Below are 25526 nucleotides of genomic sequence, written 5' to 3'. Positions count from 1 at the left end.
GACTCAGCGCCCCTTGAACTGTGGGCTGCGCTTTTCCATGAAGGCGCTGACGCCTTCACGGTAATCCTCGCTGCGCCCGGCCAGACGTTGCAGGTCCCGCTCAAGTTCAAGCTGTTCGTCGAAACTGTTGCTCAGGCTGGCGTTGAGGCTGCGTTTGATCAATGCCAGGCCGTAAGTCGGCTGGGTGGCCAGGTGGCGGGCGAGGGTCAGGGCTTCCTCGCGCAGTGCGGCGTCGTCGACGACGCGGTAGATCAAACCCCATTGCTCGGCCTGCTCGGCCGTCAGGCGGTTGCCGAGCAGGGCCAGGGCCTTGGCCCGAGCCATGCCCACCAGGCGCGGCAAGGTCCAGGTGCCACCGGAATCGGGGATCAGGCCGATCTTGCAAAAGGCCTGGATAAAGCTCGCCGAGCGTGCCGCCAGAACCAGGTCACAGGCCAGGGGGATATTGGCGCCCGCACCGGCCGCCACGCCGTTGACCGCACAGATCACCGGCAGCGGAAGGTCGCGCAGTTGACGGATCAGCGGGTTGTAGAACTTCTCGATGGACTCGCCCAGGTCCGGCACGGCGCTGCCGGGTGCGACGTTGCGATCGCTGAGGTCCTGCCCGGCGCAGAAACCGCGACCTTCACCGGTCAGCAACAGCACGCGCACCTCCGGGTTCTGCCGCACCTGTTTCAGCGCTTCTTTCACTTCGTCATGCATCGGTGTGTTGAAGCTGTTGAGCTGGTCCGGGCGATTGAGGCTGAGCAGGGCAACGCCGGCCTCGATGGAAAACAGGATGTGTTCGAAGGTCATGGTCTTGGCGCTCTCTGAGAGGTCGTTCGAATTCGGTGGTCACTGGCCGGTAAAGGTCGGCGTGCGTTTTTCCTGGAACGCCGCGATGCCTTCGTCGCGGTCGCGGGTGCCGGCCAGCACGGTGAAGGCGTGGCGCTCGAAGCGCAGGCCGCTGGCCAGGTCGGTGTCCATCGCCTTGAGCAGCGCTTCCTTGGCCAGGCGCACCGCCAGCGGTGCTTTGCGGGCGATGCTGCGGGCGATCTGCAGGGCGCGCTCGACGGTGAATTCCGGTTGCGTCACTTCGCTGACCAGGCCGGCACGCTGGGCGTGGCGGGCGTCGATCGGTTCGCCGGTCAGGACCATCTGCATGGCCATGGATTTGCCGACCGCGCGCAGCAGGCGTTGGGTGCCACCGGCGCCGGGCATGATCCCCAGGTTGATCTCCGGCTGCCCGAAACGGGCGTCTTCGCCGGCAATGATGATGTCGGCGTGCATCGCCAGTTCGCAGCCACCGCCGAGGGCGAAGCCGTTGACGGCGGCGATCAGCGGTTTGTTGAAACGGGTGATGGTGTGCCAGGACGCCTGGCGCGGGTCGTCGAGGATGCCCACCAGATTGCGCTCGGCCATTTCCTTGATGTCGGCGCCGGCGGCGAAGGCCTTGCGGCTGCCGGTCAGGACCACGACGCGGGTGTCGGCGTCAGCCTGGGCGGCGTTCAGTTCGTCGGCCAGCTCGCCGAGCAACTCGGTGTTCAGTGCGTTCAACGCTTGTGGACGTTGCAGAGTGATCAGGCGAACGCCCGGCTCGATGAAATCGACGGCAAGGGTTAGAGGCATGGCGGATGCCCTCACGGTGCACGCTCGGCTGCAGTGCCGGCTCATTGTTGGATCGGCTCGATGGGGGCCGGTTTTGCCCGAGTATACCTACAACGTGATACGTAAATGCAAATGAAAAGTTCATTTAATGTGTCTTATTGGTCGGAATTCTGATTTTCATGGATACGCTTATGGGGTGCGTTGTAACCGTAGATCGGCTTGTTTATTGGGGTTTAAGCCTGTTTTTAGGGGGTGATTTCCTCGGCTCGAGCGCGGGATTCACAAGTGATACGATTTTTTGCCTTTGTTCTATTAAAAGCGATGTGATACAAAATAAACCTGTATCGGCATCGCTTTGTGAAATGCCCTGAAAGGAACACGCCCATGACCTGCTACAGCCTCGATGGCTTGACCCCGGTGGTTGATCCGACCGCCTATGTGCACCCCTCGGCCGTCCTGATCGGTGATGTGATCGTCGGTCCGCATTGCTACGTCGGGCCGTTGGCGAGCCTGCGCGGGGATTTCGGCCGGATCGTCCTGGAGGAGGGCGCCAACGTGCAGGACACCTGCGTGATGCACGGTTTCCCGGACAGCGACACCGTGGTCGAACGCAATGGCCACATCGGCCATGGTGCGGTGCTGCATGGTTGCCGGATCGGGGCCGACGCGCTGGTGGGGATGAACGCGGTGGTGATGGACAACGCGCGCATCGGTGCGCGCTCCTTCGTCTCGGCGGCCGCTTTCGTCAAGGCCGGGTTCGAGGGCCCCGAGCAGTCGTTGATCATGGGCGCGCCGGCCAGTGTCAAGCGCACCCTCAGCGACCAGGAAGTGGCCTGGAAACAGGCCGGCACCCGCGAGTATCAGCAGCTGGCCAGGCGTTGCCTGGAGCAGATGCAAGCCTGCGAGCCGTTGACCGAGCCGGAAGCGGATCGCCCGCGCATCAGCGACAGCGGCTTGCGGCCCAAGGGCAGTGCTTGATGAACACCGTTGCTCCTGTGAGGGCGAGCCTGCTCGCGAAGCGGTCTGCGATTGAACATCGAGGCTGACGGATACACCGCTTTCACGTGCAGGCTCGCTCCCACAGGGGATCGTGCTTTCGGTATATTCCTTTTCTTTTTCCGCTCGGTACGCCCATGTCGTCCCTGACACCCTTGAACCAACTGATTACCCGTTTCCAGGAGCAGACGCCGATCCGCGCCAGCTCCCTGATCATCACGCTGTACGGGGATGCCATCGAGCCCCACGGCGGTACGGTATGGCTAGGCAGCCTGATTCAACTGCTCGAACCCATCGGCATCAATGAGCGACTGATCCGCACCTCGATTTTTCGCCTGACCAAGGAAGGCTGGCTGACGGCCGAGAAAGTCGGGCGGCGCAGCTACTACAGCCTGACCGGCACCGGCCGGCGACGTTTCGACAAGGCGTTCAAGCGGGTCTACAGCTCCACCGTTCCGGCATGGGACGGCTCCTGGTGCCTGGTGATGCTGACGCAGCTGACCCAGGACAAGCGCAAACAGGTGCGCGAAGAACTGGAATGGCAAGGTTTTGGTGCGATCTCGCCGGCGGTGCTGGCCTGCCCGCGCAGCGATCGCTCGGACCTCAACGCGACCCTGATCGACCTCGGCGCCCAGGAAGACACCATCGTTTTCGAAACCACCGCCCAGGACGTACTGGCCTCCAAGGCCCTGCGCCTGCAGGTGCGCGAGAGCTGGAACATCGAGGAACTGGCCGCCCATTACAGCGAGTTCATCCAGTTGTTCCGACCGCTCTGGCAAGCGCTTCGCGAGCAGGAGAACCTGCAGCCGTCCGACTGCTTCCTGGCACGTGTCCTGCTTATTCACGAATACCGCAAATTGCTGTTGCGCGACCCGCAGTTACCGGACGAGTTGTTGCCCGGCGATTGGGAAGGTCGGGCAGCCCGGCAGTTGTGTCGCAATATCTATCGGCTGATCTACGCCAAGGCCGAGGAATGGTTGAACAGTGCCCTGGAAACCGCCGACGGTCCGTTGCCGGATGTGGGCGAAAGCTTCTATCGACGTTTTGGCGGGCTCAAGTAACCCGTTCGCTTTCTGGGAGTGGCACCGTTCAGGAGAACCCGTGGATTGGCGTAGATAATAAAAACAAGCCTGCGTGAGGCCCGACATGATTTCTTCAATTGCACAGCGCCGTGATGGCTTCGATCTGTGGATTCACCAGATCAACCGGATTTGCGGCGCCTTCAGCGCCCAACCCCTGGGCGAGGAATTTGCCGGTCAGATCCGCGAGCACCAGGACGGCGCGCTGAAGCTCAGTTTTGTCGATGCCTGCCAGGCTCGGCTGTATCGCACGCCCCAGGAAGTCGCGGCGGGCGAGGGCGGCAAGTATTTCGCGGTGTTCCAGCTCGACGGTACGGCGAGCATGGCCCAGGGCGACAGCCGGGCGATGCTGTCGGCCGGCGACATCACCCTGATCGACGCCTCGCGCCCCAGTGACTTTACGTACAGCGAGAACTCGCGGCAGTTGTCGCTGATTCTGCCCTCGCAACTGGTCGAGCAGACCCTGCGTTTCAATCAGGTCAAGTGCGGCCACCGGATTGCCGCGACCTCGCCGATTGCGCTGCTGTCGCACCGCTTGATCCTCGACGCGACGCATCAGCAAAGCCTCAGCCAGGCCGAAAGCGAAGCGACGCTGGAGGCCATCGTCAGCTTGCTGCGTCCGGCCATCAGCCACAGCGACGAGTGCCTGGATGTGCACGAGCGCACGTTCCGCAAGACCCTGGGTTTCATTGACGAGCACATCCGCTCCGAAGCCCTGTGCCCCGAATGGCTGGCCCGCGAGATCGGCATGTCGACGCGAGGCCTGTACCGGATGTTTGCCCGCAAGGGCCTGGTGGTGGCGCGCTACATCAAGAACCGGCGACTGGACCTGTGCGCCGAATCCTTGCGCCAGAACCGCACCGAACAGAAGTTGTCGGTGCTGGGGTATTCGTGGGGGTTTTCCGATTCGAGCTATTTCTCGACCGCGTTCAAATCCCGCTTCGGCATTTCACCGGGCGAGTACCGCAAGAAGCATGCGTGACGCCTGAGTAACCGGTGGGAGCGAACAAGATCGCTCCCACCGTGCGTTCATTTCGCAAGGTTCAGCGTCGGCGTCTCGTCGAAGAAGTTCCATGGCTTGAGCAGTACGTGCACCCACTCGGTCGGCATGATCGGCCATTCTTCGGCCCGGGCGACGTGGGTGGTGCCGGTGGTCAGCCAGACCACGTCGTCGGTGTTCTCGATGGACTGGTCGTCGTGGGTGAACTGCCCCAGGCCCGAGTCCTTGTCGGAGCGGTTCGGGTATTTGCCTTCCGGGTATTTTTCGTCCGGGTTGTAGCGCGTCACCCACAGTTGTTTATCCATGAAACTCAGGCGGTGATAGAGCCATTCGTCCTTGCCGAAGTTGGCGCCCTTGGCCACCGGATGGGTGCCGCCGGCATACGGGATCAACTGGTAGGAAACCGGGTTGCCGACCTTGTTTTCCTTGTTCGGGTTGCTCAGCAGGCGAATGGTCGACGGGTCGAACTTCTGCGCGGCCTGCTGTTCGCTGCTCACCACCCGGGTTTCGGTCTGCATGGTGCTGGTCCGCGGCCCGCCACGGTCGTTCGGGGCGATGACCGGGTTCACTTCCACCAGTGAGTTGTTTTCGCCGTCCACGTCCATGTCCAGGCGGAAGTTGTAGATGTGCTGGTGCGTGGTGCCGACGATGTTGTGGTCCAGCAGGGTGCCGTAGCGCGTGTCTTCCTTGGCCGTGGCCTCGTGCATGGTTTTCGATTTCACACCCTTGACCGCTTCGATCCCCGTGGCGCCGGCATCGATGCCCAGGGTGCCGTTCTGCTGGAAGACCCAGTCGAAGATGTAGTCATAGTTGCCGACGGTGCTGATCCAGCGCACCACCAGTTCGCGGCGCTCGGTGCTGAGGTTGGGCTGGCCCATTTCCTGGTGTTTGTATTCCGGGCCGGCGTAGCGTTCGAACACCGCCATGGCTCGTGGGATGGACGTCGGTGCGCCGGTGTAGTCGGCGATGGTCGCGTCCAGCAGCACGGCGTTTTGCGGTGCATCCTTGCCGCGCGCAATCGGCGACGTCAGGGTGCCCATGCCGTAGTCGCCCGAGTCCAGGTACGCCTTGAAGTACCAGCCGCCATCGGGATCGCCGTAAGGCACGATCATGCCGCCCAGCGAACCTTCGTACATGACTTTGCGTTTCCTGCCTTTGTCGTCAAAGGTGACGGTGGACAGGATCGGCCCGACCCGGGAGTCGAGGCGCACGTGGAAATCCCAGTTCTGCCAATGAATGCTGTTGCCGGTGATGGTGTAGTTTTTCCCCTCCGGCTCGATGATCTCCAACGGCTTGACCGACGCTGTCTTGCGCCCGCGCCCGTCGTACGGCGTCGGCTTCATCGGCACCGGAATCACCGCGTCGTCTTCGATCTTGATCAGCTTTTTCTGCTCCAGGTCGACCACCGCCACCAGTCCCTCGATAGGGTGTGCCCAGTAATTGCCATCGCCGGTGTTCAGGTAGCTGACGATTTTCAGCAGGCGCTTGTCCTGCGCCAGGCCGTCCTTGCCGTCGAAGTAGCCGACGGTCAGTGGCGTGGCCACCACCTGCTTCACATCGTTGATGCCGCGCCTGGCCAGGGCCTGGGCGTAATCGGCGCTGGCCTCGATGGCCGATTGCACGGTGGCGAAGTCGTCCAGCAAGACCATGCCGTGGGCGCCTTCGATGGCTTTCCATGAGGTCAGTGTCTTGCTGTCGAGGTCGACCAGGGCCTCGATCACATGCTTGCCGTCGAGCACCACGATGTTGGCCTGGCGCGGCTGGGTGACGTTCTGCCCGGTGTAGACGAAATTCCACACCTGGTCCTTCGGCGGTTCCTTGACCGAGACTTCGGTGAAGCGAAAGCCCGGCCGGTAGTGCGGCGATTGCTTGACGATGTTCACCGCGCTGTTGATTTCGTCCGCGCTCAACGGGTTGAGCGGGTTCGGCCGGGTCTCGACGACAAAGGTCTTGTCCAGGCCGGACTGGAAGACCTGGTTGATGAAATCCCGAGACATGTAGGCGGTCTTGCCCTTGAACACCACCGGGACGGTCAACTCCATGCGCTTGCCGTTGAGCATCGCCACCTTGCTGCCCGGTTTGACCTTGAGGTAAACGCCGTCCTTGGCAATCACGAACAGGTCGGCGTAGTCATCCCATTTGACCGTGGCCCCGAACGCTTCGAGTTCCGATTGCAGCGGCACCATTTCGGCATGACCGCCGTGGGCGCTGGCCTGCTCTATCCAGCCGGGCAGGCCCAGTGTGCCGAGGGTGATGGCCAGCGCGAGGCGGGCCAACGGTTTTCTCTTGAATGAGGCGAAGGTGCTGAACATGGAAGGGTTCCCGGGCAAAAGCCGATGACTGGCATTACCGCACTGTGCTACAGCCACTGCCTGGCTGCTTTGGCATGTCTGCCAGAATCCTTTGGCTGCGTGCCTAAATCAACATTTCCCGCCGCTCTGGCGGATAAAACCCGGTCGCGCGGCGCTGGTCCGGTAGCCATTGCTTCCAGTTAATAGGAAGCATTACTATTCACGCCCCGTCTTCATAGCACACCGCAATGATCCCCAAGCTGCCCCGCAGACACGGCTTTTTCGAGCATTACGAAGAGTTGGTTGGCACCTGGACCCGACGCCTGAGAAATCGTCAGCAGGCCGAGGACCTGGCCCACGACACCTTCGTTCGGGTGCTTGAGTCCGATTCGGCGGCCGTGCAGCAGCCCCGGGCGTATCTGCACCAGACCGCCCGCAACATCGCGGTGGATGGTTATCGGCGTGAGGACCGGCGGGGTGCCATGGAGTCAGAGGCGATCGATCACGGTGTGTCGTCGTCCGGCGACCCGGAGCATTTCATGCATGCGGTCCAGTTGGCTGATTCCATCGAGCGGGCGCTCAGCGAGTTGCCGGTCAATTGTCGCAAGGTGTTCGTCTGGCAGAAGATCGAAGGCCTGACCCAGGCGGAAATCGCCGAACGCCTGGGACTGTCCAAGAACATGGTGGAAAAGTATATGATCCGCACCTTGCGGCATCTGCGCGACCGCCTCGACGGACTGCACTCATGATCGGCCGTGCCTTTTCATCCCCAGCCACACAGGAACTTCCATGATGGATAACCGTGATTGCGCGTGCGGGCAAACAACGGTTCGCGATGAGGCGGCGCGGTGGTTTGTGCGTCTGCGGGAGCCAGCCGTGGCCATCGAGGAACATCTGGATTTCGAGCGCTGGCTGAACGAACACCCTCAGCACCGTGACGAATTTCAATTGCTCCAGGGCCTGTGGTCCGCCGCAGACCTGCTCCCCGCTGCGCGTCTGCAAGCCTTGTGCGAAGCACCGCCGGCCCGCAGCCCGCGTCGGCCGCTGGTGCGTTATGCGGTGGCGGCCAGTGTCCTGGCGGTGGCGCTCGGCCTGGGCCTGTTCAGCGGTTTGAATCAATCGGCGACTTACTCCGCCGAGTACTCGACGGCGCTGGGCGAGCGCCGTCATGTGGCGTTGCCGGACGGTTCGGTGATTGACCTGAACAGTCGCAGCCGCCTTCAGGTGCGTTTTGAAAAAGATCATCGCCGCATCGAGCTGACTGAAGGCGAGGCCCTGTTCAACGTCGCGCACGACAGTGATCGGCCGTTCGTGGTCGAAGCCGGCAGCGGCAAGGTCACGGTCACCGGCACCCGCTTCGATGTGCGGCGCGACACCCACGACACCCGGGTCGTGGTGGAGCAGGGCACCGTCAAGGTCCAGGGGCGCGAGGCGCCCGACGACGCCTTCGTCAGCCTCACCGCCGGCCTCGGTACACGGATCGATGCACGCGGCAACGTGGCGCCGGCCTATACGGTCAACGCGGCGCAACTGACCGCCTGGCGCAGCGGCAAACTGGTGTTCGACAACGCCAGTCTCAGCGAAGTGGTCGAGGAAGTGTCGCGCTATCGCGACAGGCCGCTGACTGTCAGCAACGACAAGGTCGGCCATTTGCGCCTGACCAGCGTGTTCAAATCCGACAACACCGACGCCTTGCTCAAGGCCTTGCCAAACATCCTGCCGGTGGCCGTGCGCACCCACGCCGATGGCAGCCAGGAAATAATTGCAAAATAAATTCAGGTTTTTTTCGAGTTCATCGTCTTCTTGTCCAACTGCAACTGGTTTGCATTAACAGACGCACTTTCTTGCGCTCACAGGACGCTGTTCGACGTGAAAAAATCCACTGCAAAAAACAATAAATCTTCCTGGTTGCCGCTGGCGCTCGCGTTGGCAGTCAACGTGGCACTGCCCCAGGCATTTGCCGCCGACAGCATTCACATCGCGGCGCAACCCCTGGGCCAGGCCCTGAGCGAGCTGGGTCAGCAGACCTCGCTGCAGGTGTTCTTCAGCCCGGAGCTGGTGGCGGGCAAGCAGGCCCCGGCGGTGGACGGCAATCTCTCGCCGGAACAGGCCCTGCGCCAGTTGCTGCAGGGCAGTGGCCTTGAATACCAGATCGACGAAGGCTCGGTGACCCTGACGCCGGCGCCGACTTCTGCGGCCAATGGCCCGCTGGAACTGGGCGTGACCGACATCAAGGTGGTGGGTGACTGGCTCGGTGACGCCGATGCCGCCGTGGTGCAGAACCACCCCGGCGCGCGCACGGTGATTCGCCGCGAGGCCATGGTCGAGCAGGGCGCGATGAACGTGGGCGACGTGCTCAAGCGTGTGCCCGGCGTACAAGTGCAGGAGGCCAACGGGACGGGTGGCAGCGATATTTCTCTGAACGTCGGCGTGCGTGGCCTGACCTCGCGCCTGTCGCCACGCTCCACGGTGCTGATCGACGGCGTTCCCGCCGCTTTCGCTCCGTACGGCCAGCCTCAGTTGTCCATGGCGCCGATTTCCTCGGGTAACCTGGACAGCATCGACGTGGTACGCGGGGCCGGTTCCGTGCGCTACGGGCCACAGAACGTGGGCGGTGTGATCAACTTCGTGACCCGGGCGATCCCGGAAAAGGCCTCCGCCGAGATCGGCACCACCCTGGAAACCTCGCAGCACGGTGGCTGGAAGCACATCGACACGGCGTTTGCCGGCGGCACTGCGGATAACGGCATCGGTGTGGCGTTGCTGTACTCGGGCGTCAACGGCAACGGTTACCGCGAGCGCAACAACGGCAACGACATCGACGACGTGTTGCTCAAGACCCACTGGGCGCCGACCGATGTCGACGATTTCAGCCTCAACCTGCATTACTACGACGCCAGCGCCGACATGCCAGGTGGCCTGACCCAGGCGCAATACGACGCCAACCCGTTCCAGTCCGACCGCAACAACGACAATTTCAGCGGGCGCCGCAAGGACATCTCGTTCAAGTGGCTCCGGCAGATCGACGAGCGCACCCAGGCCGAAGTGCTGACCTACTACTCCGACAGTTTCCGGGGCAGCAACATCGCCGCCATCGATCAGAAAACCATCGGCTCGTTCCCGCGCACCTACTACACCTTCGGCATCGAGCCGCGGGTGTCGCATGTGTTCGATGTCGGCCCGACCACCCAGGAGGTCAGCGTCGGTTATCGCTACCTCAAGGAAGGCATGCACGAAGAGGCCAGTCGTCTGGCGTTGGTCAACAACACGCCGGTTGCGACCCCTGGCTCCGATGGCCATGTGTACCAGGACCGTACCGGTGGCACGGAAGCCAACTCGGTGTACATCGATAACAAGATCGATGTCGGCAACTGGACCCTCACTCCCGGCATCCGTTTCGAACACATCAGCACCGACTGGCACGACCGCCCGGTGCTGGATACCGCCGGCAGACGCGTGCAGGAAAAGAATCGCAGCATCGAAAGCAACGAGCCGCTGCCGGCGTTGAGCGTGATGTATCACCTCTCCGATGCGTGGAAACTGTTCGCCAACTACGAAACGTCGTTCGGCAGCCTGCAGTATTTCCAGCTCGGTCAGGGAGGGACGGGTGACAGCACGGCGAACGGGCTGGAGCCGGAGAAGGCCAAGACCTATGAGGTCGGCACGCGCTACAACGATGATGTGTGGGGCGGTGAAGTGACGCTGTTCTACATCGACTTCGACAAGGAACTGCAATACATCAGCAACGATGCGGGCTGGACCAACCTGGGGGCGACCACGCACCAGGGCATCGAAGCTTCGCTGCATTACGATATGTCGGCCCTGGACCCGCGGCTCGACGGCCTGACCGCCAACGCGGGCATCACCTACACTCGTGCGGTGTATGAAGGGGAAATCCCGGGCTTCAAGGGCCGCGACCTGCCGTTCTATTCGCGCCAGGTGGCGACGGCCGGCCTGCGCTATGACATCGATCGCTGGACCTGGAACATCGATGCCTTCGCCCAATCCAGGCAGCGCTCACCGGGCGTTGCAGTGAACGCCAACGGCAGCTTCACCAACAACTACATCACCGAAGGCACCGCCGACGGTCGCTACGGCGACATTCCGGGTTACGTGACCTGGAACGTGCGCGGTGGTTATGACTTCGGTCCGCAATTGTCCAACCTGAAGCTGGGCGCCGGGGTGAAAAACCTCTTCGACAAGCAATACTTCACCCGTTCCAGCGACAACAACGCAGGCATGTACGTCGGCACACCGCGCACGTTCTTCGTGCAGGCCAGCGTCGGGTTCTGATCGCTCGCGGGTGTTTGACCCTTCCCTGTGGGAGCGAGCCTCTCGCGATGATGGCCGTGCAGACAGTGACTGTCGGCGGCCTTCGCGAGAGGCCCGGTCCCACAGGAGCGCTTCGGGCGCTCACACCTTCAACACTTTCCCGCCAATCGCCACGGCCACCAGCAGCAGCGCCATCAGGCCAAAGGCAAAACTCAAACTGCTGCCGTGGGCGATAAAGCCGATCACTGCGGGCCCTGCCAGGATGCCCGCATAACCGAGGGTGGTGATGGCCGGGACCGCGATGCTTTCCGGCATGACAGTCTGTTTGCCCACGGCGGTGTACAACACCGGCACGATGTTCGAGCAGCCTGCGCCGAGCATCGCATAGCCGACCAATGCCACTTCCCAGTCCGGCGCGAATGTCGCCAGGAACAGCCCACCGGCCGCCAGCAGCCCGCCACACACGATGACCCGCGTCGCCCCGAGGCGGTGGACCAGGGTGTCGCCGGTCAGGCGCCCCACGGTCATGGTCAGTGCAAACGCGGCATACCCCAGGCCGGCATAGGCCGTGGCGATGCCGCGTTCCTGCACCAGGAACACCGCGCTCCAGTCGAGGGCCGCGCCCTCGGCCAGAAACACGATGAAGCACATCCCACCGATGAACAACACGATGCCATGGGGCACCGCGAACGCCGGCCCGGAGCTTTCGCTGCCGTAGGGCAGCATGTGCGGGGCGGCCTTGAACAGTGCCGCGATCAATACCAGCACCACCACCAGCGTCGCCCCCAACGGTGAAATGCCCAGGCCGAGCAAAGCGCTGACGCCCGCCGCGCCGACAATCCCGCCGAGGCTGAACAGCCCGTGGAAGCCCGACATCATGGTCTTGCCGCTGGCCCGCTCGACGATCACCGCTTGCAGGTTCACCGTGGAATCCACGGTGCCCAGGCCGGCACCGAACATGAACAACGCCGCCATCAGCGCCGGAACCGCCGAGACCGTGGCCAGCAGGGGCAGGGCGGCGCAGATCAGCAGCGTTCCGCCGACCGCGACCCGGCGGCAACCGAATCGGGTGGACAGCATCCCGGCCATCGGCATCGCCAGGATCGAGCCCACGCCCAGGCACAACAACAGCAAGCCGAGAGTCCCTTCATCCAGCCCGGCACGGGCCTTGGCGTAAGGCACCAGGGGCGCCCACGCGGCAATCCCGAACCCGGCGATGAAAAAGGCCACGCGGGTGGACATCTGTTGCAGTCGTCCGGGTACGAAGGGGGTCTGGGTGTTGAGGCTGCTCATATCGATCCTTGGCAAAAACAATGCGTGCGCAAAGGACCGTGACTGACCCGTGAGGTTCGATCAGCGTCCTGGGCGTTTCGCGTTCAGGCAGGGCGACATCCTTGCACAGCCCGTCGTCGTTTCGCGATATGTTGTCGTCTTTCGATCGGTGGACAGGAGGCGCGATGACGCCGTTTTACGATGCGCGGGGCAATGTTTACGCGGTGGTGGCGCCGGAGGCGCTGCGCCGTGCCGGGATCGATCTGCCGGAACAGGCCAGCCTGGCGGCGCAAACCCGTGCCGCCTGGGCACCGTCGGCCATCGCGGCCATCTGCAACTGGGCGCCCGGCACGCAACCGCCCGGCAGCAAGGACCATCGCAGTGATGGACTGCTGGTCGGTCCGTTTCAATCCGCGCCGCCGTTCGACCTGTTGATCGTCAACACCGACGGCACCCTGGCCGAGCGCAGTGGCAACGGTTTGACGATTTTTTCCCAGGCGCTCACCGACCAGGGGCTGTTTCCAGCAGATCATGCCTGTTTGCTCAGGGTTCACCACGACAAGGCCGATACGCCTTCGCCCGGTGAAACCTCGGTAAAGGCCGCCCGTGTCGAGCAGGTGCAGGGCTTCTGGCTGGACCTGGGCAAACCGGCCTTCGGGCCCGGGGCGGTGAGTGCCCTGGGGACCGACGAAGTGACCTTCAATGCTCGGATGCTCAGTCATGTACAGCCGTTGTCGGCGCTGAATCCCGCCTGGCAGCGCAGCCAGTTCGTGCGGGTGGGCAATCCGCATTGCGTGACCCTGGTGGACGAGGCCGATGCCTTGCCGGCCAATGAACACATGCGCCAGGCCGCTTTGTCCGAAGGGTTGACGGCGATTGCCTATGCCATGCCGACTGGAGCGGGGCGCCCGTGTCCGGCGGGGATCAACCTGCAATGGGCGATGCGTGAATCAGAGCAGCGCATTGCGGCACGGGTGTTCGAACGCGGAGAAGGGCCGACTGCGTCATCCGGCACCAGCGCCAGCGCCGTGGCGTGTGCGGCCTGGCGTGTGGGCTGGGTGACAGCGGGCGAAGTGAAGGTGGTCATGCCCGGCGGCACGGCGCCGATTCTGCTGGAGGAAGTGGAGGGGGAATTGAGCCGGGTCAGCCTGTTTGGAACGGCTCGGTTGATGGGGTGACCTCGAAGTCCCTTCGCGAGCAGGCTCGCTCCCACAGGGGGAGTGTGAGCACCACAAGTCCACTTCCACAGGGGGAGTGTGAGCACCACAAGTCCACTCCCACAGGGGGAGTGTGTGAGCACCACAAGTCCACTTCCACAGGGGGAGTGTGTGAGCACCACAAGTCCACTTCCACAGGGGAATGTGTGGTCAACACAGGTCCGGTGTGGGAGCGAGCCTGCTCGCGATGCGGCCAGCGCAAATCCCGGATCAGTCAGCCCATTGCACCGCCGGCATCTGCCGCTTCATCAACACCTTGCCGCCACGCACTGAATACAGCGGCAGCCCCTGGCTGCGGATCACCTCGTAGTCACTGTCGGCCGACAGGATCAGCAGATTCGCCGGCCGCCCGCGCTCCAGTCCGTAGCGATCGCCCAGGTTCAATGCCTTGGCGCTGTTCTCGGTGACCAGGTCCAGGGCGCCTTGCAGGTTGCGATAGCCGAGCATGTGGCAAATATGCAGGCCGGCTTCAAGCACCCGCAGGATGTTGCCGTTGCCCAGCGGATACCAGGGGTCGACGATTGAGTCCTGGCCAAAACACACGTTCATCCCCGCCTCGAGCAGTTCATTGACCCGGGTCACGCCACGGCGTTTCGGGAAGTTGTCGAAGCGGCCCTGCAGGTGAATGCTTTCGGTCGGGCAGGAGACAAAACTGATCCCCGAATGCCCGAGCAACCGGAACAGCTTGGCGCAGTAGGCGTTGTCATAGGAACCCATGGCCGTGGTGTGACTGGCCGTGACCCGTGAACCCATGTCGCGGCTGCGTGCCTCTTCGGCCAGCACTTCGAGAAAGCGCGAATGCGGGTCGTCGGTTTCGTCGCAATGCACATCCACCAGGCAGCCGGTGCGTTCGGCCAGGTCCATCAGGAACTTCACCGAGCTCACGCCCTGGTCGCGGGTGTACTCGAAATGCGGAATCCCGCCGACCACGTCGGCGCCGAGGCGGATCGCTTGCTCCATCAACGCCCGGCCGTCGCGGTACGACTCGATACCCTCCTGGGGGAACGCGACGATTTGCATGTCGACCAGGTGACGACTCTCCTCGCGCACTTCAAGCATCGCCTGCAGTGCGGTGAGCTGCGGGTCGGTGACATCGACGTGGGTGCGCACATGCTGGATGCCGTGGGCGGCGAGGGCCTGGATGGTTTGCTTGGCGCGGGTTTTGGTGTCTTGCGCAGTGATCGTCGCCTTGCGCTCGCCCCAGCATTCGATCCCCTCGAACAGCGTGCCGCTCATGTTCCAGCGAGGTTCGCCGGCGGTGAGCGTGGCGTCGAGGTGAATGTGCGGTTCGACGAAGGGTGGCACCACCAGGTTGCCCCCGGCGTCCAGGTCATCGGGGCCCAGGGTCGGCGCTTCGGTCTGGCGGGAAATGTTGCTGATCAGGCCGTTTTCCAAGTGCAATTCATGCAGGCCATCTTGGTTGCGCAGTCGGGCGTTGATGATGTGCATCGGGCGAGTCCTTGTTGTCATGCGTTCACACGGTGTCCCTACGTTAGCCCGGTGGCGGCTGTCCTCGCCAGAGGCATTCATCACGGGCAATCAAAAGGTCGGGGCGAGCCCGCTCCCACAGGGGAATGGCCTCTTCAGAAAGAAGTGGACGAGGGTAAAAACCGCATCAACGCCGCGACAACCGCTTCGGGCGCATCCTCCTGTACCAGATGCCCGGCATGGGGGACGGGCAGAAACTGCGCCCCGGGGATCATCTGCTGGAGCGCGCGGCCTCGTTCGATGGGAATCCACTGGTCGTCCTCGCCCCAGAGAATCTGCACCGGGCAGCGAATGCCTGGGTACAGCGTTTCAACTTCGTCGGTATACCGCTGATCCATCTGGGCAATTTGCCGATAGAACGCTGCCTGTCCCTGATCACCCAGCCAAGGCTGCACGTACGGCGCGAGTTCCTCATCGGCGATATCGCGCTTGATCGCCCCGCGGACATAGGCCGGCACGATCGCCCGTTGAATGTAATCGGGCACACCGCTGAACGCCGTTTCATGCTGGCGCACATGCTGCACGAACGGCGATCCCCAGGGCGACAACGCCACCGGATCGATCAGCGTCAGGCTGCGATAATCCTTGCCGTTGAGCAAATGCGTGCGCAGCACCGTGGCCCCGCCGAAATCGTGGGCCACCACGTCCGGGCACGCCAGGCCCCAATGCTCCAGCAACTGCGCCAACAACTCGTTTTGCACACCCAGGGAAACATCGGCCACCGGTTTGTCGGACAGCCCGTAACCGAGCAGGTCGAAGTAATGCACCCGATGCGAAGTGATGAAGTGCGGCGCAATCCGGTGCCAGACGAACGAAGAAAAGGGTGTGCCGTGCACGAACACCAGCGGCGGGCCGTCGCCCCGTACCGCATAGCGAACGCAATGTCCGTTGAAACGATAGGTCTGAGGCAGTGGCCAGTCAGTCATGGTCGCGTCCTTTGGCGGGTGTAAGCGCAGAAGCATAGGCCTTGGGAAAATACTGTCGCGCGAGTGATGGAGCGCTTTGAGTATGGGACCTTCGAGATGAGCGCCGGCAACCCATGCGGTCGGCTGAGAAGTTCATGGTACGCAATGCGGCTTTCAGTGCGTTGGAGTACTGATAAACCACCTCTATCGGTGGCTTATCAACTCAAGCTTCACTCCCCGCGATAAATACACCCACTCGTACACGTCTCATGAATCCGAATCGCACTCAGCTCCGGCAACAACGGCTTCAGCTCGCCCCAGATCCACTTGGCCAGCACTTCACTGGTCGGATTCTCCAACCCCGGAATGTCATTCAGATAGTTGTGATCGAGACGCTCGTACAGCGGTTTGAAGATCGCCTTGATCTCGGAAAAGTCGCGGATCCAGCCGGTGTGCGGGTCGAGGTCGCCGCTCAAATGAATCGCTACCTTGAACGAGTGACCGTGCAGGCGCCCGCACTTGTGACCGTCCGGAACGTGGGGCAGGCGGTGGGCGGATTCGAAGGTAAATTCTTTGAAGATTTCCACAGGTGTTTTCAGCTCTGTCAGGTGGCGATCGCCGCGGCGATAGGGGCAGGCGGCGAGTTTACCAGCTTGTCCTGACTAAAGGGTCAGCAAGCGTTCGCCAAGGCGACCATTGGCCGCCAGCTCGAGGAATTCGTCGCCCATGCGCCGGCTCTCGTCCATCGCCGTGCGCCAGTATTTGCGCCGGCTCGGCGCATCGCCCATGAAGCGTTTGAAGTCGTTGCGGTCCGGCAGTTTGCCGTAGGGCAGGCGGGCCAGGTATTCCCTGGACGGCGCCAGCAACAGGGCGTTTTGCAGACGCGCCGGGCAGGCGCGGCGCCAGGGCAGGGTCTTGTCGAACCAGCCGGGAATGATCCGGTCGGTGAAGTGCGGGTAAAGCACGATGTCATCACCGCTGTAGGGCAGGTCGAGGTGATAATCCAGCAGGCCGCCGTCGCGGAAGGTTCCGGCGCCGGCGCCTGGCAAGTCGCGTACGCCTTGCATCACCATCGGGATCGAGCCCGACGCCAGCAGCGCCTGGCGCAGGTTTGCGGCATTCAAGGCGATAAAGCGCGACGGGAAATCGTTCAACGCATTGACCGGCGGTGCCAGGCGTGGGTCGTGAATGATCAGCCGCTCGAAGTGCCGCGACAACCGTGCCCGGCCGCGCAGGTTGTCGGCGATCACCGAGGAGAGGCCCAGGCCAAGGCGCCCGCGGTGATCGTCGGCGAGTAGGCCGTGGCTTTTGACGACCATGATGTTCAGGCGGTAATGGGCATTGTCGAGGATCGTTGCGTCACGACCGTCCAGCAGGTCGTCGAGCATGCGCCGGGAGCTTTCGCTGATCTGCGCCATGGTCACGCCCTTGGCGAAATGCTGCTCGGTGTACAGATGCCCGAGGCGGCGCAGGCCTTCGGCGGCGTCCGGCAGGCAGGCGCTGGCGAAACGCCAGGAGCCCACCGAGGCGCCGATCAGCGAACGTTCACGGGGCACGGCGGGCAGCCATTCACCGAACAGCGCCAGGTCCAGCCCCTGAATCCCCAGCGCCTTGGGCCCACCGGCAGCGCCGGGCAGCGTGCCAACGTCGGCAGCGTTCAAACCGTTCTCGCGAATGCGCGCGAAGGCACGAGGGCCGGCCTTCAGGGTCAGGGTGGGAAACTTGATGTGGATGGCGGTCATACCGGTCTCGCTGTCGGGCAGGCGGGGATTATAAACGTGCGCGTGATCATTCGACTCGACACAGGGTGGGAGCGGTTGGCGTCGAACAATGATGGCCATTCAGTTTCAATTAAGTTCGCCTCGCTAAGGTAGCGCCTTACGCAACAGCAAAAAAAATACGGAGACACCCATGAAAACCCTGACTGCCCTGTTGACCGCCACCCTCATCGGCCTGACCGCGAGCATGGCCCAGGCCCGCGACCTTGGCCCCGACGAAGCCCTGCGACTGCGCGACGCTGGTACTATCGTGTCTTTCGAGAAGCTCAACGCCACCGCACTGACCAAACACCCCGGATCGACCATCACCGAAACCGAGCTGGAAGAAGAGTACGGCAAGTACATCTATCAGGTGGAGCTGCGCGACCCGCAAGGCATTGAATGGGACCTGGAATTAGACGCTGTCAGCGGCCAGGTGCTCAAGGATCATCAGGATACGTAATGAAGGTGTGTTCGGTTTCACGCATGGCGCTGGTGCTGCTGGCATTCTGTTCGGTGGTGCTGGCCCGCGACCTCGACCAGGACGAGGCCCTGCGCCTGCGTCAGCAGGGCGTTATCCTGCCCCTCGAGCAATTGTTGAAGCAGGCCCTGGACCGCTACCCCGGATCGAAACTGCTGGAAGCCGAGCTCGAGGAGAAGCACGACGTCTACATTTATGAAGTCGAGCTGTTGACCACCGAAGGTGTGGTCCGTGAGCTGGACGTCAACGCCAGCACGGGCCAGTTACTCAAAGACGAGGAAGATTGACCGATGCGTTTGCTTTTGGTGGAAGACCATGTGCCGCTGGCCGATGAGTTGCTGGCCGGCCTCAACCGTCAGGGTTACGCCGTGGACTGGCTGGCCGACGGTCGCGACGCGGTGTATCAGGGCAGCAGCGAACCCTATGACCTGATCATCCTCGACCTCGGCCTCCCGGGTGTGCCGGGGCTCGAGGTGCTGACGCAATGGCGCGCGGGCGGGTTGGCCACGCCAGTGTTGATCCTGACGGCACGCGGTTCCTGGGCCGAACGGATCGAAGGCCTCAAGGCCGGTGCCGACGATTACCTGAGCAAGCCCTTTCACCCCGAGGAGCTGCACCTGCGCATCCAGGCGCTGTTGCGTCGCTCCCATGGCCAGGTCAATCAACCGACGTTGCAGTCGGCGGGCCTGCATCTGGACGAAGGCCGCCAGTGCGTGACCCGCGACGGCGCCGACATTCAACTGACGGCGGCGGAATTTCGCCTTCTGCGCTATTTCATGCTGCACCCCGAGCAGATCCTTTCCAAGAGCCACCTCGCCGAACACCTGTATGACGGTGAAACCGAGCGCGACTCCAACGTGCTGGAAGTCCACGTCAACCACTTGCGGCGCAAACTCGGGCGCAGCGTGATCGAAACCCGGCGCGGCCAGGGTTATCTGTTCGGCGGCCAGGCGCAGTGAGGTCGATCCAGCGCCGCTTGAGCCTGGGGCTGATCAGCGTGATGGTGATCGTCGGCCTGGTGCTGGCGCAAACCAGCCTGTGGCTGTTCGAAATAGGCTTGCAGCGTTACCTCGAGGCCGGACTGCGCAACGACAGCGAGAACCTGCTGGTCGCCCTGGTGCGCGGGCCGCAAGGCTTGCAACTGGATGAGCGGCGGCTGTCGCCGGCCTATCAGCGACCCTTCTCCGGGCATTACTTCCGCATCGATTTTGCCGACAGCCATTGGCGCTCCCGCTCCTTGTGGGACCAGGAGCTGCCGAGGCTCGACCATCCCGGCCTGCACAGCAACCTGCAACTGGGGCCGGAAGGGCAACAACTGCTGGTGTTGCGCTCGGACTATCGCCGCCTGGGCCAGTCGATTTCCATCAGCGTCGCCCAGGACTACACCCCGGTGCGCGACAGCTTCAAGCGCGTGCAGCAGGTGGGGCTGGCGTTGGGGGTGTTCGGGTTGCTGGTGATTCTGCTGATGCAGCGGGTCACCGTGCGCCGTGCACTGCGGCCACTGGAGCGGGCCCGCGAGCAGATCGCACAGTTGCAACAGGGCCAGCGCTCACAGCTGGATGACCAGGTGCCGGTGGAGCTTGAACCGCTGGTGGCGCAGATCAACCACTTGCTCGCCCACACCGAAGACAGCCTCAAGCGTTCGCGCAATGCCCTGGGCAACCTCGGCCATGCCTTGAAGACCCCGCTGGCGGTGTTGCTGAGCGTGGCCTCCAGCGAAAAACTCGATGCCCACCCCGAGCTGCGCAAACTGCTCACGGCGCAACTGGAACAGGTGCAGCAGCGACTGGGCCGCGAGCTCAACCGTGCGCGCCTGTCCGGCGATGCACTGCCGGGGGCGCTGTTCGATTGCGATGGGGAGCTGCCGGGGCTGCTGGCCACGCTGAACATGATTCACGGCGAGCACCTCGAACTGAGTTATCGCGCTCCGGCGGGTCTGCAATTGCCGTGGGACCGTGAGGACGTGCTGGAACTGCTGGGCAATCTGTTGGACAACGCCTGCAAGTGGGCGGACGCCGAGGTGCGCTTGAGCGTGGTCGAGACGGCGACGGGATTTGCGCTGAACGTGGAAGACGACGGCCCCGGCATTCCGCTGGACCGACGGGACCAGGTGCTCAACCGCGGCACCCGCCTGGACGAACAGACCGACGGCCACGGGTTGGGCCTGGGGATCGTGCGCGACATCGTCGACACCTGGGGTGGGGTGTTGCGGCTGGAGGAGAGCGAGTGGGGCGGGTTGAAGGTGGTGATCGAACTGCCCAAGCGTTGATCCTGACGCCTTCGATAAAAACTGTGGGAGCGGGCTTGCTCGCGAAGAGGGTGTGTCAGACGGCATGAAAGTCGCCTGACATACCCTCTTCGCGAGCAAGCCCGCTCCCACACTGGTTCAATGTCGAGCCCTCCATTTGTGTTCGACAACTGAACCCAAGGGACACGGGATCCGGTTTATACCCTGAACTGGTCCATCAACCCCTGCTGCTGGTTCGCCAGGCTATTGAGCGACTGGCTCACCCGGGCCGATTCATTGGCCTGCCCCGAGAGCGACTCGGTGACATCGCGAATCGTCGCGACGTTGCTGTTGATCTCTTCCGCGACCGCGCTTTGCTGTTCCGCGGCGCTGGCAATCTGCAGGTTCATGTCGCTGATCACGGTGACCGCGTCGCCGATCTGGCGTAACGCCGTCACGGCGTGGCTGACCTGTTCGACGCTGCCCTGGGCCTGGCGATGGCTGTTGTTCATCGACCCCACGACATCCCGGGTGCCGCTTTGCAGCTGTTCGATCACCAGACGGGTTTCTTCAACCGACGCCTGGGTGCGTTGCGCCAGGTTGCGCACTTCGTCGGCGACCACGGCGAAACCGCGTCCGGCTTCACCGGCGCGGGCCGCTTCGATGGCGGCGTTGAGGGCCAGCAGGTTGGTCTGCTCGGCGATGGCACGTATCACTTCCAGCACCGACCCGATTTTCTCGCTGTTGGCCGCCAGCCCTTCGACTTGCACCATGGCGGCGCTCATGTCGGCGGCCAGGTGATCGATGCTGCTGGTGGTCTGGTCGATCACCGTCAATCCGCGACGGGTCGCCTGATCCGCCTCCCTGGCCGCCTGTGCCGCCTGCGCCGCGCTGCGGGCGACGTCCTGGGCGGTGGCGCTCATTTCGTGGGAGGCGGTCGCCACCTGGTCGACCTGGCGGTACTGCTGTTCCATGCCGGCGCTGGTTTGCGTGGCGATGGCGGAGGATTGGTCCGCCGTGTTGCGGGCGTCCTGTACCGAGCTTTTGACGTCGGCGATGATCGGTTGCAGCTTGTCGAGAAAACGGTTGAACCAGCCGGCCAACTGACCCAGTTCATCCGGCTTGTCGTAGGCCAGCCGACGGGTCAGGTCGCCTTCGCCGCTGGCGATGTCTTCGAGCATGTGCGCCACGCCCAGGATCGGTCGGGTCACGCTGCGTGCCATCAACCACACCAGCACCAGGCCGATCAGCGCCGCGAGGACGCCCAGGCCCAGTTCAATCAGGCTGCCTGTGGTGTTGTTGTCGTCCAGTTGTTTCTTCAGCGTTTCCGCCGGGCCGACCAGGACTTTTTCCGGCACATCGAGCAACACGCCCCAGGGCTTGCCATCGGGGATCGCCTGGAAGGGCGACAGCACTTTCAACTGATGTTCGCTGTGCAGGCTGGTGGTTGTGCGGCTGGCCGCCAGCAGGCGGGTCAGTTCGGTGCCATTGGTCTTGTCCACGGCCTCCAGGCGCTGGCCGAGCTTGCCGGCATCCGGGCTGTAGCCGGCGAGCAGGCCGGCCGGGCTGATGATGCTGACGCGGGTCTGGCCGTCATAGAGTTTCTTGCTCACGTCCTGACTGACCGCCTGCAGGCTGTTGAGGTTGAGGTCCACGGACAGTGAGGCGATGACCTTGCCGTTGAGCATCAACGGGAACACGATGCTGGTCATCAGCACGTCCTGGCCGTCGATCTTGTAGAAATAAGGTTCGATCACACAGGGCTTGAGCGAGGTCCGCGGGCAGGTGAACCAGGTGTTGGCGGGCTCGCCGCTGGGCCCGGTGCGGGTGTCGGCGATGTCGCTTTCCGGCAGCGCCATCGAGGTCAACTTGCCGGGTGTCGGTTGCGACCAGTACAGCGCGAAGCGGCCCTTGTCGTTACTGCCCAGTTCCGCCTGTTCGGCGAACAGGTCGTCCTTGCCGTCCAGCGCATTGGGCTCGAACACCAGGGACAGGCCCAGCAGCTCCGGGTTGGCCTGCAGCGCCGATTTGACCTGGCGGGTCAGGTCCTCACGCAGGTCGAAGGCATCGAGGAAACGCTTTTCCGCCTGATCGCGCAGGAACAGCACCTGCCGCGAAAAGCCATGGCCATACTGATAGGCATCCATGAACTGGCGGCGAATATTCAGCGCCTGGACCTCGCCCTGGGATTCGATACGGGCCTGGGCCGCTTCGGTCAGCATCTCCATGCTCGAGGCTTTCACCAGCTCGGAGCTGTGCTCCATGCGATACAGCGAAAGCCCGACCAGCAAAGTCACGATACCCGCCAGGCAAAGGCCGGCGAGGAGGGTGATTTTCCATTGGATGGAAAGTTGTCGCCGTGACATGGGGCTGTCCTTATTCGATAAATATCCAAGACTTTGCACTATAGCGGCGCACAATCGACTTTCTTGAGGGTTGCAGCCGGTGCGCGCTTGCTGCAAAGTGCCCGCCCTCTGATAAAACCCGATTCCGTATCCGCTGGCCGCTCATCGCAGACTGCCGGCCGGACGCTTTTCGCCTGCCTTGAGGTAACGATGATTAATGCTGTAATTGCCGCGGTCGGCGTCATGCTGATACTCAGCCTGTCCCGCGTGCACGTTGTGATCGCGCTGATTGTCGGCGCACTGGTCGGTGGCCTGAGCGGCGGCCTGGGCATCGACGCCACCCTCAAGGCGTTCAACAGCGGCCTGGGCGGTGGGGCGACGGTGGCGCTGTCCTACGCCTTGCTCGGCGCTTTCGCGGTGGCGATTGCCAAATCCGGCCTGGCCCATGCGCTGGCGGACAAGGCCCTGGCCATGGTCGATCGACAACACGCCACGGGCGGTCGCCAGGTCAAATGGCTGTTGATCGGTTTGCTGTGGGCGGTGGCCATCGCTTCACAGAACATTCTGCCGATACATATCGCTTTTATTCCGTTGCTGGTCCCGCCGCTGTTGTATGTGCTGACCAAGCTGCAACTCGATCGCCGGTTGATCGCCTGCGTCATGACGTTCGGCCTGATCACCCCGTACATGTTCCTGCCGGTGGGTTTCGGCAACATCTTTCTCAATGAGATCCTCCTGGCCAACGTCGCCCGCAGCGGCGTGGACATCAGCGGCATCAACGTCACCCATGCCATGGGCATTCCGGCGCTGGGCATGCTGGTGGGGTTGGCGGTCGCCTTTATCAGTTACCGCAAGAAACGCGTCTACGATCTGACCAGGATCGAGCAGGTCGAGCAGGTCGCGGTCACGTACAACCCGTTGAGCCTGATGGTGGCCGGCGTGGCCATCGCGGCGGCCTTCATCATCCAGCTGTTGCTGGACTCGATGATCATCGGTGCGCTGGTGGGGTTCCTGATCTTCTCGGTATCGGGCATCGTCAAGTGGCGCGAGACCGACGATCTGTTCACCGAAGGCATGAAGATGATGGCGATGATCGGTTTCATCATGATCGCCGCCTCGGGTTTCGCCGAGGTGATGAAAGCCACCGGCCAGGTGCAGACGCTGGTCGAAGCGTCGGCGGCGTGGATCGGCCACAGCCAGGGCGTCGGCGCGTTGTTGATGTTGCTGGTCGGCCTGCTGGTGACCATGGGCATCGGTTCGTCGTTCTCCACCGTGCCGATCCTCGCCGCGATCTTCGTGCCGCTGTGCGTGCAACTGGGGTTCAGCCCGATCGCCATCGTGTGCATCGTCGGCACCGCCGGAGCCTTGGGCGACGCCGGTTCACCCGCCTCGGACTCGACGCTGGGACCGACTTCCGGCCTGAACATCGATGGTCAGCACCACCACATCTGGGACACCGTGGTCCCGACCTTCCTGCATTACAACCTGCCGCTGCTGGCGTTCGGCTGGGTGGCCGCGATGGTCCTCTGACCAGCGCGGCACTCTTCTGTAGGAGCGAGCTTGCTCGCGAAGGACGCAAGACCACCGCTGGGTATCAGATGTCCAGCGTTATCGTTGACCACCTTCGCGAGCAAGCTCGCTCCTACGGGGGGGGGGGGGCGCTGATCTTCACAGTCATGACCTGACTCAACTTTTGACCCGGCGTGCCGTTATACCCTTTGACCACGCCAATAAATTCAAAAGAGTGATCCGTCATGCGCATGAGCCTGAAGGCTAAAGTCCTGTCCCTTGCCGTTCTCCCGGTGTTGCTCTTTGCGCTGGTCATCAGCCTGACCACGTTTTTCGTGCTGCAGGAACAGGCGCGCAAGGAAGTCGAGGAGACGCGCGAACGGTTGCTCAGTAATGCCAAGGACACGCTGAAAAGCTACGTGGCCGTGGCCATGACGGCGATCAAGCCGCTCTACGACGCCGCCGCGCCGGGCGATGACGCGGCGCGGGCGCAAGTGATCAAGCTGCTGTCGAACATCAGTTACGACAAAGAAGGCTACTTCTTCGGCTACGACTCCAACACCGTGCGCCTGTTCAAGGCCAACAGCCCCGAAGGCGTGGGCAAGAGCTTCAAGGACAACCGCGATCCGAACGGCGTCTACGTCAACCGCGACCTGGTGCAGGTCGCCAAGGACGGCACCCACTACCTGCAATACAGCTCGCCACTGCCCAGCAACAATGCGGTGCTGGTGCCCAAACTCGGCTACACCGAGTACCTGGCCAAATGGGACATGGCGGTCGGCACCTCGGTCAACCTCGATGGTATCGAGGCGCAGGTGGCGGTGGTCGAAGCCAAGGTCAAGGAACGCATGGAGGGCGTATTGCTGAGCATCATCGGCATCGCCACCGTGGTACTGCTGGTGATTGCCGCCGCCGGCATGCTGCTGGCCAACACCATCCTGCGGCCGTTGCACCTGATGAAGGCCAACCTCGATGACATCGCAGCCGGCGAGGGCGACCTGACCCGACGCCTGACCATCACCAGCCAGGATGAACTGGGTGAACTCGCCGGTTCGTTCAACCGTTTCGTCGACAAAATCCACGGCCTGGTGCGCCAGATC

20 protein-coding genes and 3 pseudogenes are annotated in these 25526 nt (G+C 63.0%); 13 read left to right on the top strand and 10 right to left on the bottom strand.

Annotation, left to right across the window (positions count from 1 at the left end):
- Nucleotides 1–3: 3 nt before the first annotated feature.
- Both paaG and paaF read right to left on the bottom strand, forming a co-directional pair.
- On the bottom strand, nt 4–795 hold the full coding sequence (gene paaG, locus ACM6IM_RS17990; RefSeq protein ID WP_414865878.1) for a 2-(1,2-epoxy-1,2-dihydrophenyl)acetyl-CoA isomerase PaaG: 792 nt from the start codon (nt 793–795) through the stop codon (nt 4–6).
- A gap of 39 nt (nt 796–834) precedes the next feature.
- On the bottom strand, nt 835–1608 hold the full coding sequence (gene paaF, locus ACM6IM_RS17985; RefSeq protein WP_414865877.1) for a 2,3-dehydroadipyl-CoA hydratase PaaF: 774 nt from the start codon (nt 1606–1608) through the stop codon (nt 835–837).
- A 363-nt stretch (nt 1609–1971) separates the two neighbouring features.
- On the opposite strand from paaF, the gene paaY reads away from it, so the two are divergent.
- The 3 genes from paaY (at nt 1972) to feaR (ending at nt 4644) form a co-directional block, all read left to right on the top strand.
- A complete protein-coding gene (gene paaY, locus ACM6IM_RS17980) occupies nt 1972–2565 on the top strand; it encodes a phenylacetic acid degradation protein PaaY (protein WP_201190999.1) in 594 nt (197 codons plus the stop codon).
- A gap of 155 nt (nt 2566–2720) precedes the next feature.
- On the top strand, nt 2721–3644 hold the full coding sequence (gene paaX / locus ACM6IM_RS17975; RefSeq protein WP_414865876.1) for a phenylacetic acid degradation operon negative regulatory protein PaaX: 924 nt from the start codon (nt 2721–2723) through the stop codon (nt 3642–3644).
- An 85-nt stretch (nt 3645–3729) separates the two neighbouring features.
- The gene (gene feaR / locus ACM6IM_RS17970; RefSeq protein WP_414865875.1) at nt 3730–4644 is read left to right on the top strand and encodes a transcriptional regulator FeaR; all 915 of its coding nucleotides are present in this window, start codon (nt 3730–3732) and stop codon (nt 4642–4644) included.
- 47 nt (nt 4645–4691) lie between these two features.
- On the opposite strand, the gene tynA is transcribed toward feaR, so the two are convergent.
- Nucleotides 4692–6974 (bottom strand): primary-amine oxidase, encoded by a 2283-nt coding sequence (gene tynA, locus ACM6IM_RS17965; protein ID WP_414865874.1) that lies wholly within the window; start codon nt 6972–6974, stop codon nt 4692–4694.
- A gap of 227 nt (nt 6975–7201) precedes the next feature.
- Between tynA and ACM6IM_RS17960 the strand changes: the two genes are divergently transcribed.
- The 3 genes from ACM6IM_RS17960 to ACM6IM_RS17950 all read left to right on the top strand — a co-directional run bounded on the left by ACM6IM_RS17960 (nt 7202) and on the right by ACM6IM_RS17950 (nt 11246).
- Complete coding sequence (locus tag ACM6IM_RS17960; RefSeq protein ID WP_192304696.1) at nt 7202–7702, top strand: sigma-70 family RNA polymerase sigma factor; 501 nt, start codon at nt 7202–7204, stop codon at nt 7700–7702.
- 40 nt (nt 7703–7742) lie between these two features.
- A complete protein-coding gene (locus ACM6IM_RS17955; RefSeq protein ID WP_414865873.1) occupies nt 7743–8726 on the top strand; it encodes a FecR family protein in 984 nt (327 codons plus the stop codon).
- 96 nt (nt 8727–8822) lie between these two features.
- Nucleotides 8823–11246, top strand: coding sequence for a TonB-dependent siderophore receptor (locus tag ACM6IM_RS17950; RefSeq protein WP_414865872.1), 2424 nt, complete (start codon nt 8823–8825; stop codon nt 11244–11246).
- Nucleotides 11247–11366: 120 nt separating this feature from the next.
- Here the strand turns inward: ACM6IM_RS17950 and ACM6IM_RS17945 are convergent, their stop codons facing one another.
- Nucleotides 11367–12518 carry an MFS transporter gene (locus ACM6IM_RS17945; protein WP_414865871.1) on the bottom strand — a complete coding sequence of 384 codons (1152 nt, stop codon included), beginning with the start codon at nt 12516–12518 and terminating at the stop codon, nt 11367–11369.
- A gap of 164 nt (nt 12519–12682) precedes the next feature.
- On the opposite strand from ACM6IM_RS17945, the gene ACM6IM_RS17940 reads away from it, so the two are divergent.
- Nucleotides 12683–13675 (top strand): diaminopimelate epimerase, encoded by a 993-nt coding sequence (locus tag ACM6IM_RS17940; RefSeq protein ID WP_414865870.1) that lies wholly within the window; start codon nt 12683–12685, stop codon nt 13673–13675.
- 249 nt (nt 13676–13924) lie between these two features.
- Here ACM6IM_RS17940 and codA read toward each other — a convergent pair whose 3' ends face one another.
- The 4 genes from codA to ACM6IM_RS17920 all read right to left on the bottom strand — a co-directional run bounded on the left by codA (nt 13925) and on the right by ACM6IM_RS17920 (nt 17849).
- Nucleotides 13925–15163, bottom strand: a complete 1239-nt coding sequence (gene codA / locus ACM6IM_RS17935; RefSeq protein WP_414865869.1) for a cytosine deaminase — start codon at nt 15161–15163, stop codon at nt 13925–13927.
- A 134-nt stretch (nt 15164–15297) separates the two neighbouring features.
- Entirely contained in the window at nt 15298–16128 is an 831-nt protein-coding gene (locus ACM6IM_RS17930) for an alpha/beta fold hydrolase (protein WP_414865868.1), read from the bottom strand.
- A gap of 209 nt (nt 16129–16337) precedes the next feature.
- Complete coding sequence (queD, locus tag ACM6IM_RS17925) at nt 16338–16694, bottom strand: 6-carboxytetrahydropterin synthase QueD (protein WP_028621713.1); 357 nt, start codon at nt 16692–16694, stop codon at nt 16338–16340.
- 75 nt (nt 16695–16769) lie between these two features.
- Nucleotides 16770–17849 carry a patatin-like phospholipase family protein gene (locus ACM6IM_RS17920; protein ID WP_414865867.1) on the bottom strand — a complete coding sequence of 360 codons (1080 nt, stop codon included), beginning with the start codon at nt 17847–17849 and terminating at the stop codon, nt 16770–16772.
- Nucleotides 17850–18018: 169 nt separating this feature from the next.
- On the opposite strand from ACM6IM_RS17920, the gene ACM6IM_RS17915 reads away from it, so the two are divergent.
- The 4 genes from ACM6IM_RS17915 to ACM6IM_RS17900 are packed head-to-tail and all read left to right on the top strand — an operon-like array spanning nt 18019 to nt 20614.
- Nucleotides 18019–18327 (top strand): PepSY domain-containing protein, encoded by a 309-nt coding sequence (locus ACM6IM_RS17915; protein ID WP_192304677.1) that lies wholly within the window; start codon nt 18019–18021, stop codon nt 18325–18327.
- Nucleotides 18327–18632, top strand: coding sequence for a PepSY domain-containing protein (locus ACM6IM_RS17910; RefSeq protein WP_192304675.1), 306 nt, complete (start codon nt 18327–18329; stop codon nt 18630–18632). The genes ACM6IM_RS17915 and ACM6IM_RS17910 overlap by 1 nt, the downstream gene beginning before the upstream one ends.
- 3 nt (nt 18633–18635) lie before the next feature.
- Complete coding sequence (locus tag ACM6IM_RS17905) at nt 18636–19304, top strand: response regulator transcription factor (protein WP_192304673.1); 669 nt, start codon at nt 18636–18638, stop codon at nt 19302–19304.
- Nucleotides 19301–20614, top strand: coding sequence for an ATP-binding protein (locus ACM6IM_RS17900; RefSeq protein ID WP_414865866.1), 1314 nt, complete (start codon nt 19301–19303; stop codon nt 20612–20614). The genes ACM6IM_RS17905 and ACM6IM_RS17900 overlap by 4 nt, the downstream gene beginning before the upstream one ends.
- A 176-nt stretch (nt 20615–20790) precedes the next feature.
- On the opposite strand, the pseudogene ACM6IM_RS17895 reads toward ACM6IM_RS17900, so the two are convergent.
- Nucleotides 20791–21318, bottom strand: a pseudogene (locus ACM6IM_RS17895) (methyl-accepting chemotaxis protein); the annotation flags it as partial.
- A gap of 330 nt (nt 21319–21648) precedes the next feature.
- Nucleotides 21649–22719 (bottom strand): annotated as a pseudogene (locus ACM6IM_RS17890) (HAMP domain-containing protein); the annotation flags it as partial.
- A 411-nt stretch (nt 22720–23130) separates the two neighbouring features.
- On the opposite strand from ACM6IM_RS17890, the gene ACM6IM_RS17885 reads away from it, so the two are divergent.
- Complete coding sequence (locus tag ACM6IM_RS17885; RefSeq protein WP_414865924.1) at nt 23131–24447, top strand: Na+/H+ antiporter family protein; 1317 nt, start codon at nt 23131–23133, stop codon at nt 24445–24447.
- Between the two features lie 224 nt (nt 24448–24671).
- A pseudogene (locus ACM6IM_RS17880) lies at nt 24672–25448 on the top strand (cache domain-containing protein); the annotation flags it as partial.
- Nucleotides 25449–25526: the final 78 nt, after the last annotated feature.

Source organism: Pseudomonas sp. IT-P12, assembly GCF_949767465.1.
In the GTDB taxonomy this organism is placed as follows: Bacteria; Pseudomonadota; Gammaproteobacteria; order Pseudomonadales; family Pseudomonadaceae; genus Aquipseudomonas.
This window is presented reverse-complemented; position numbering and strand designations above follow the sequence as displayed.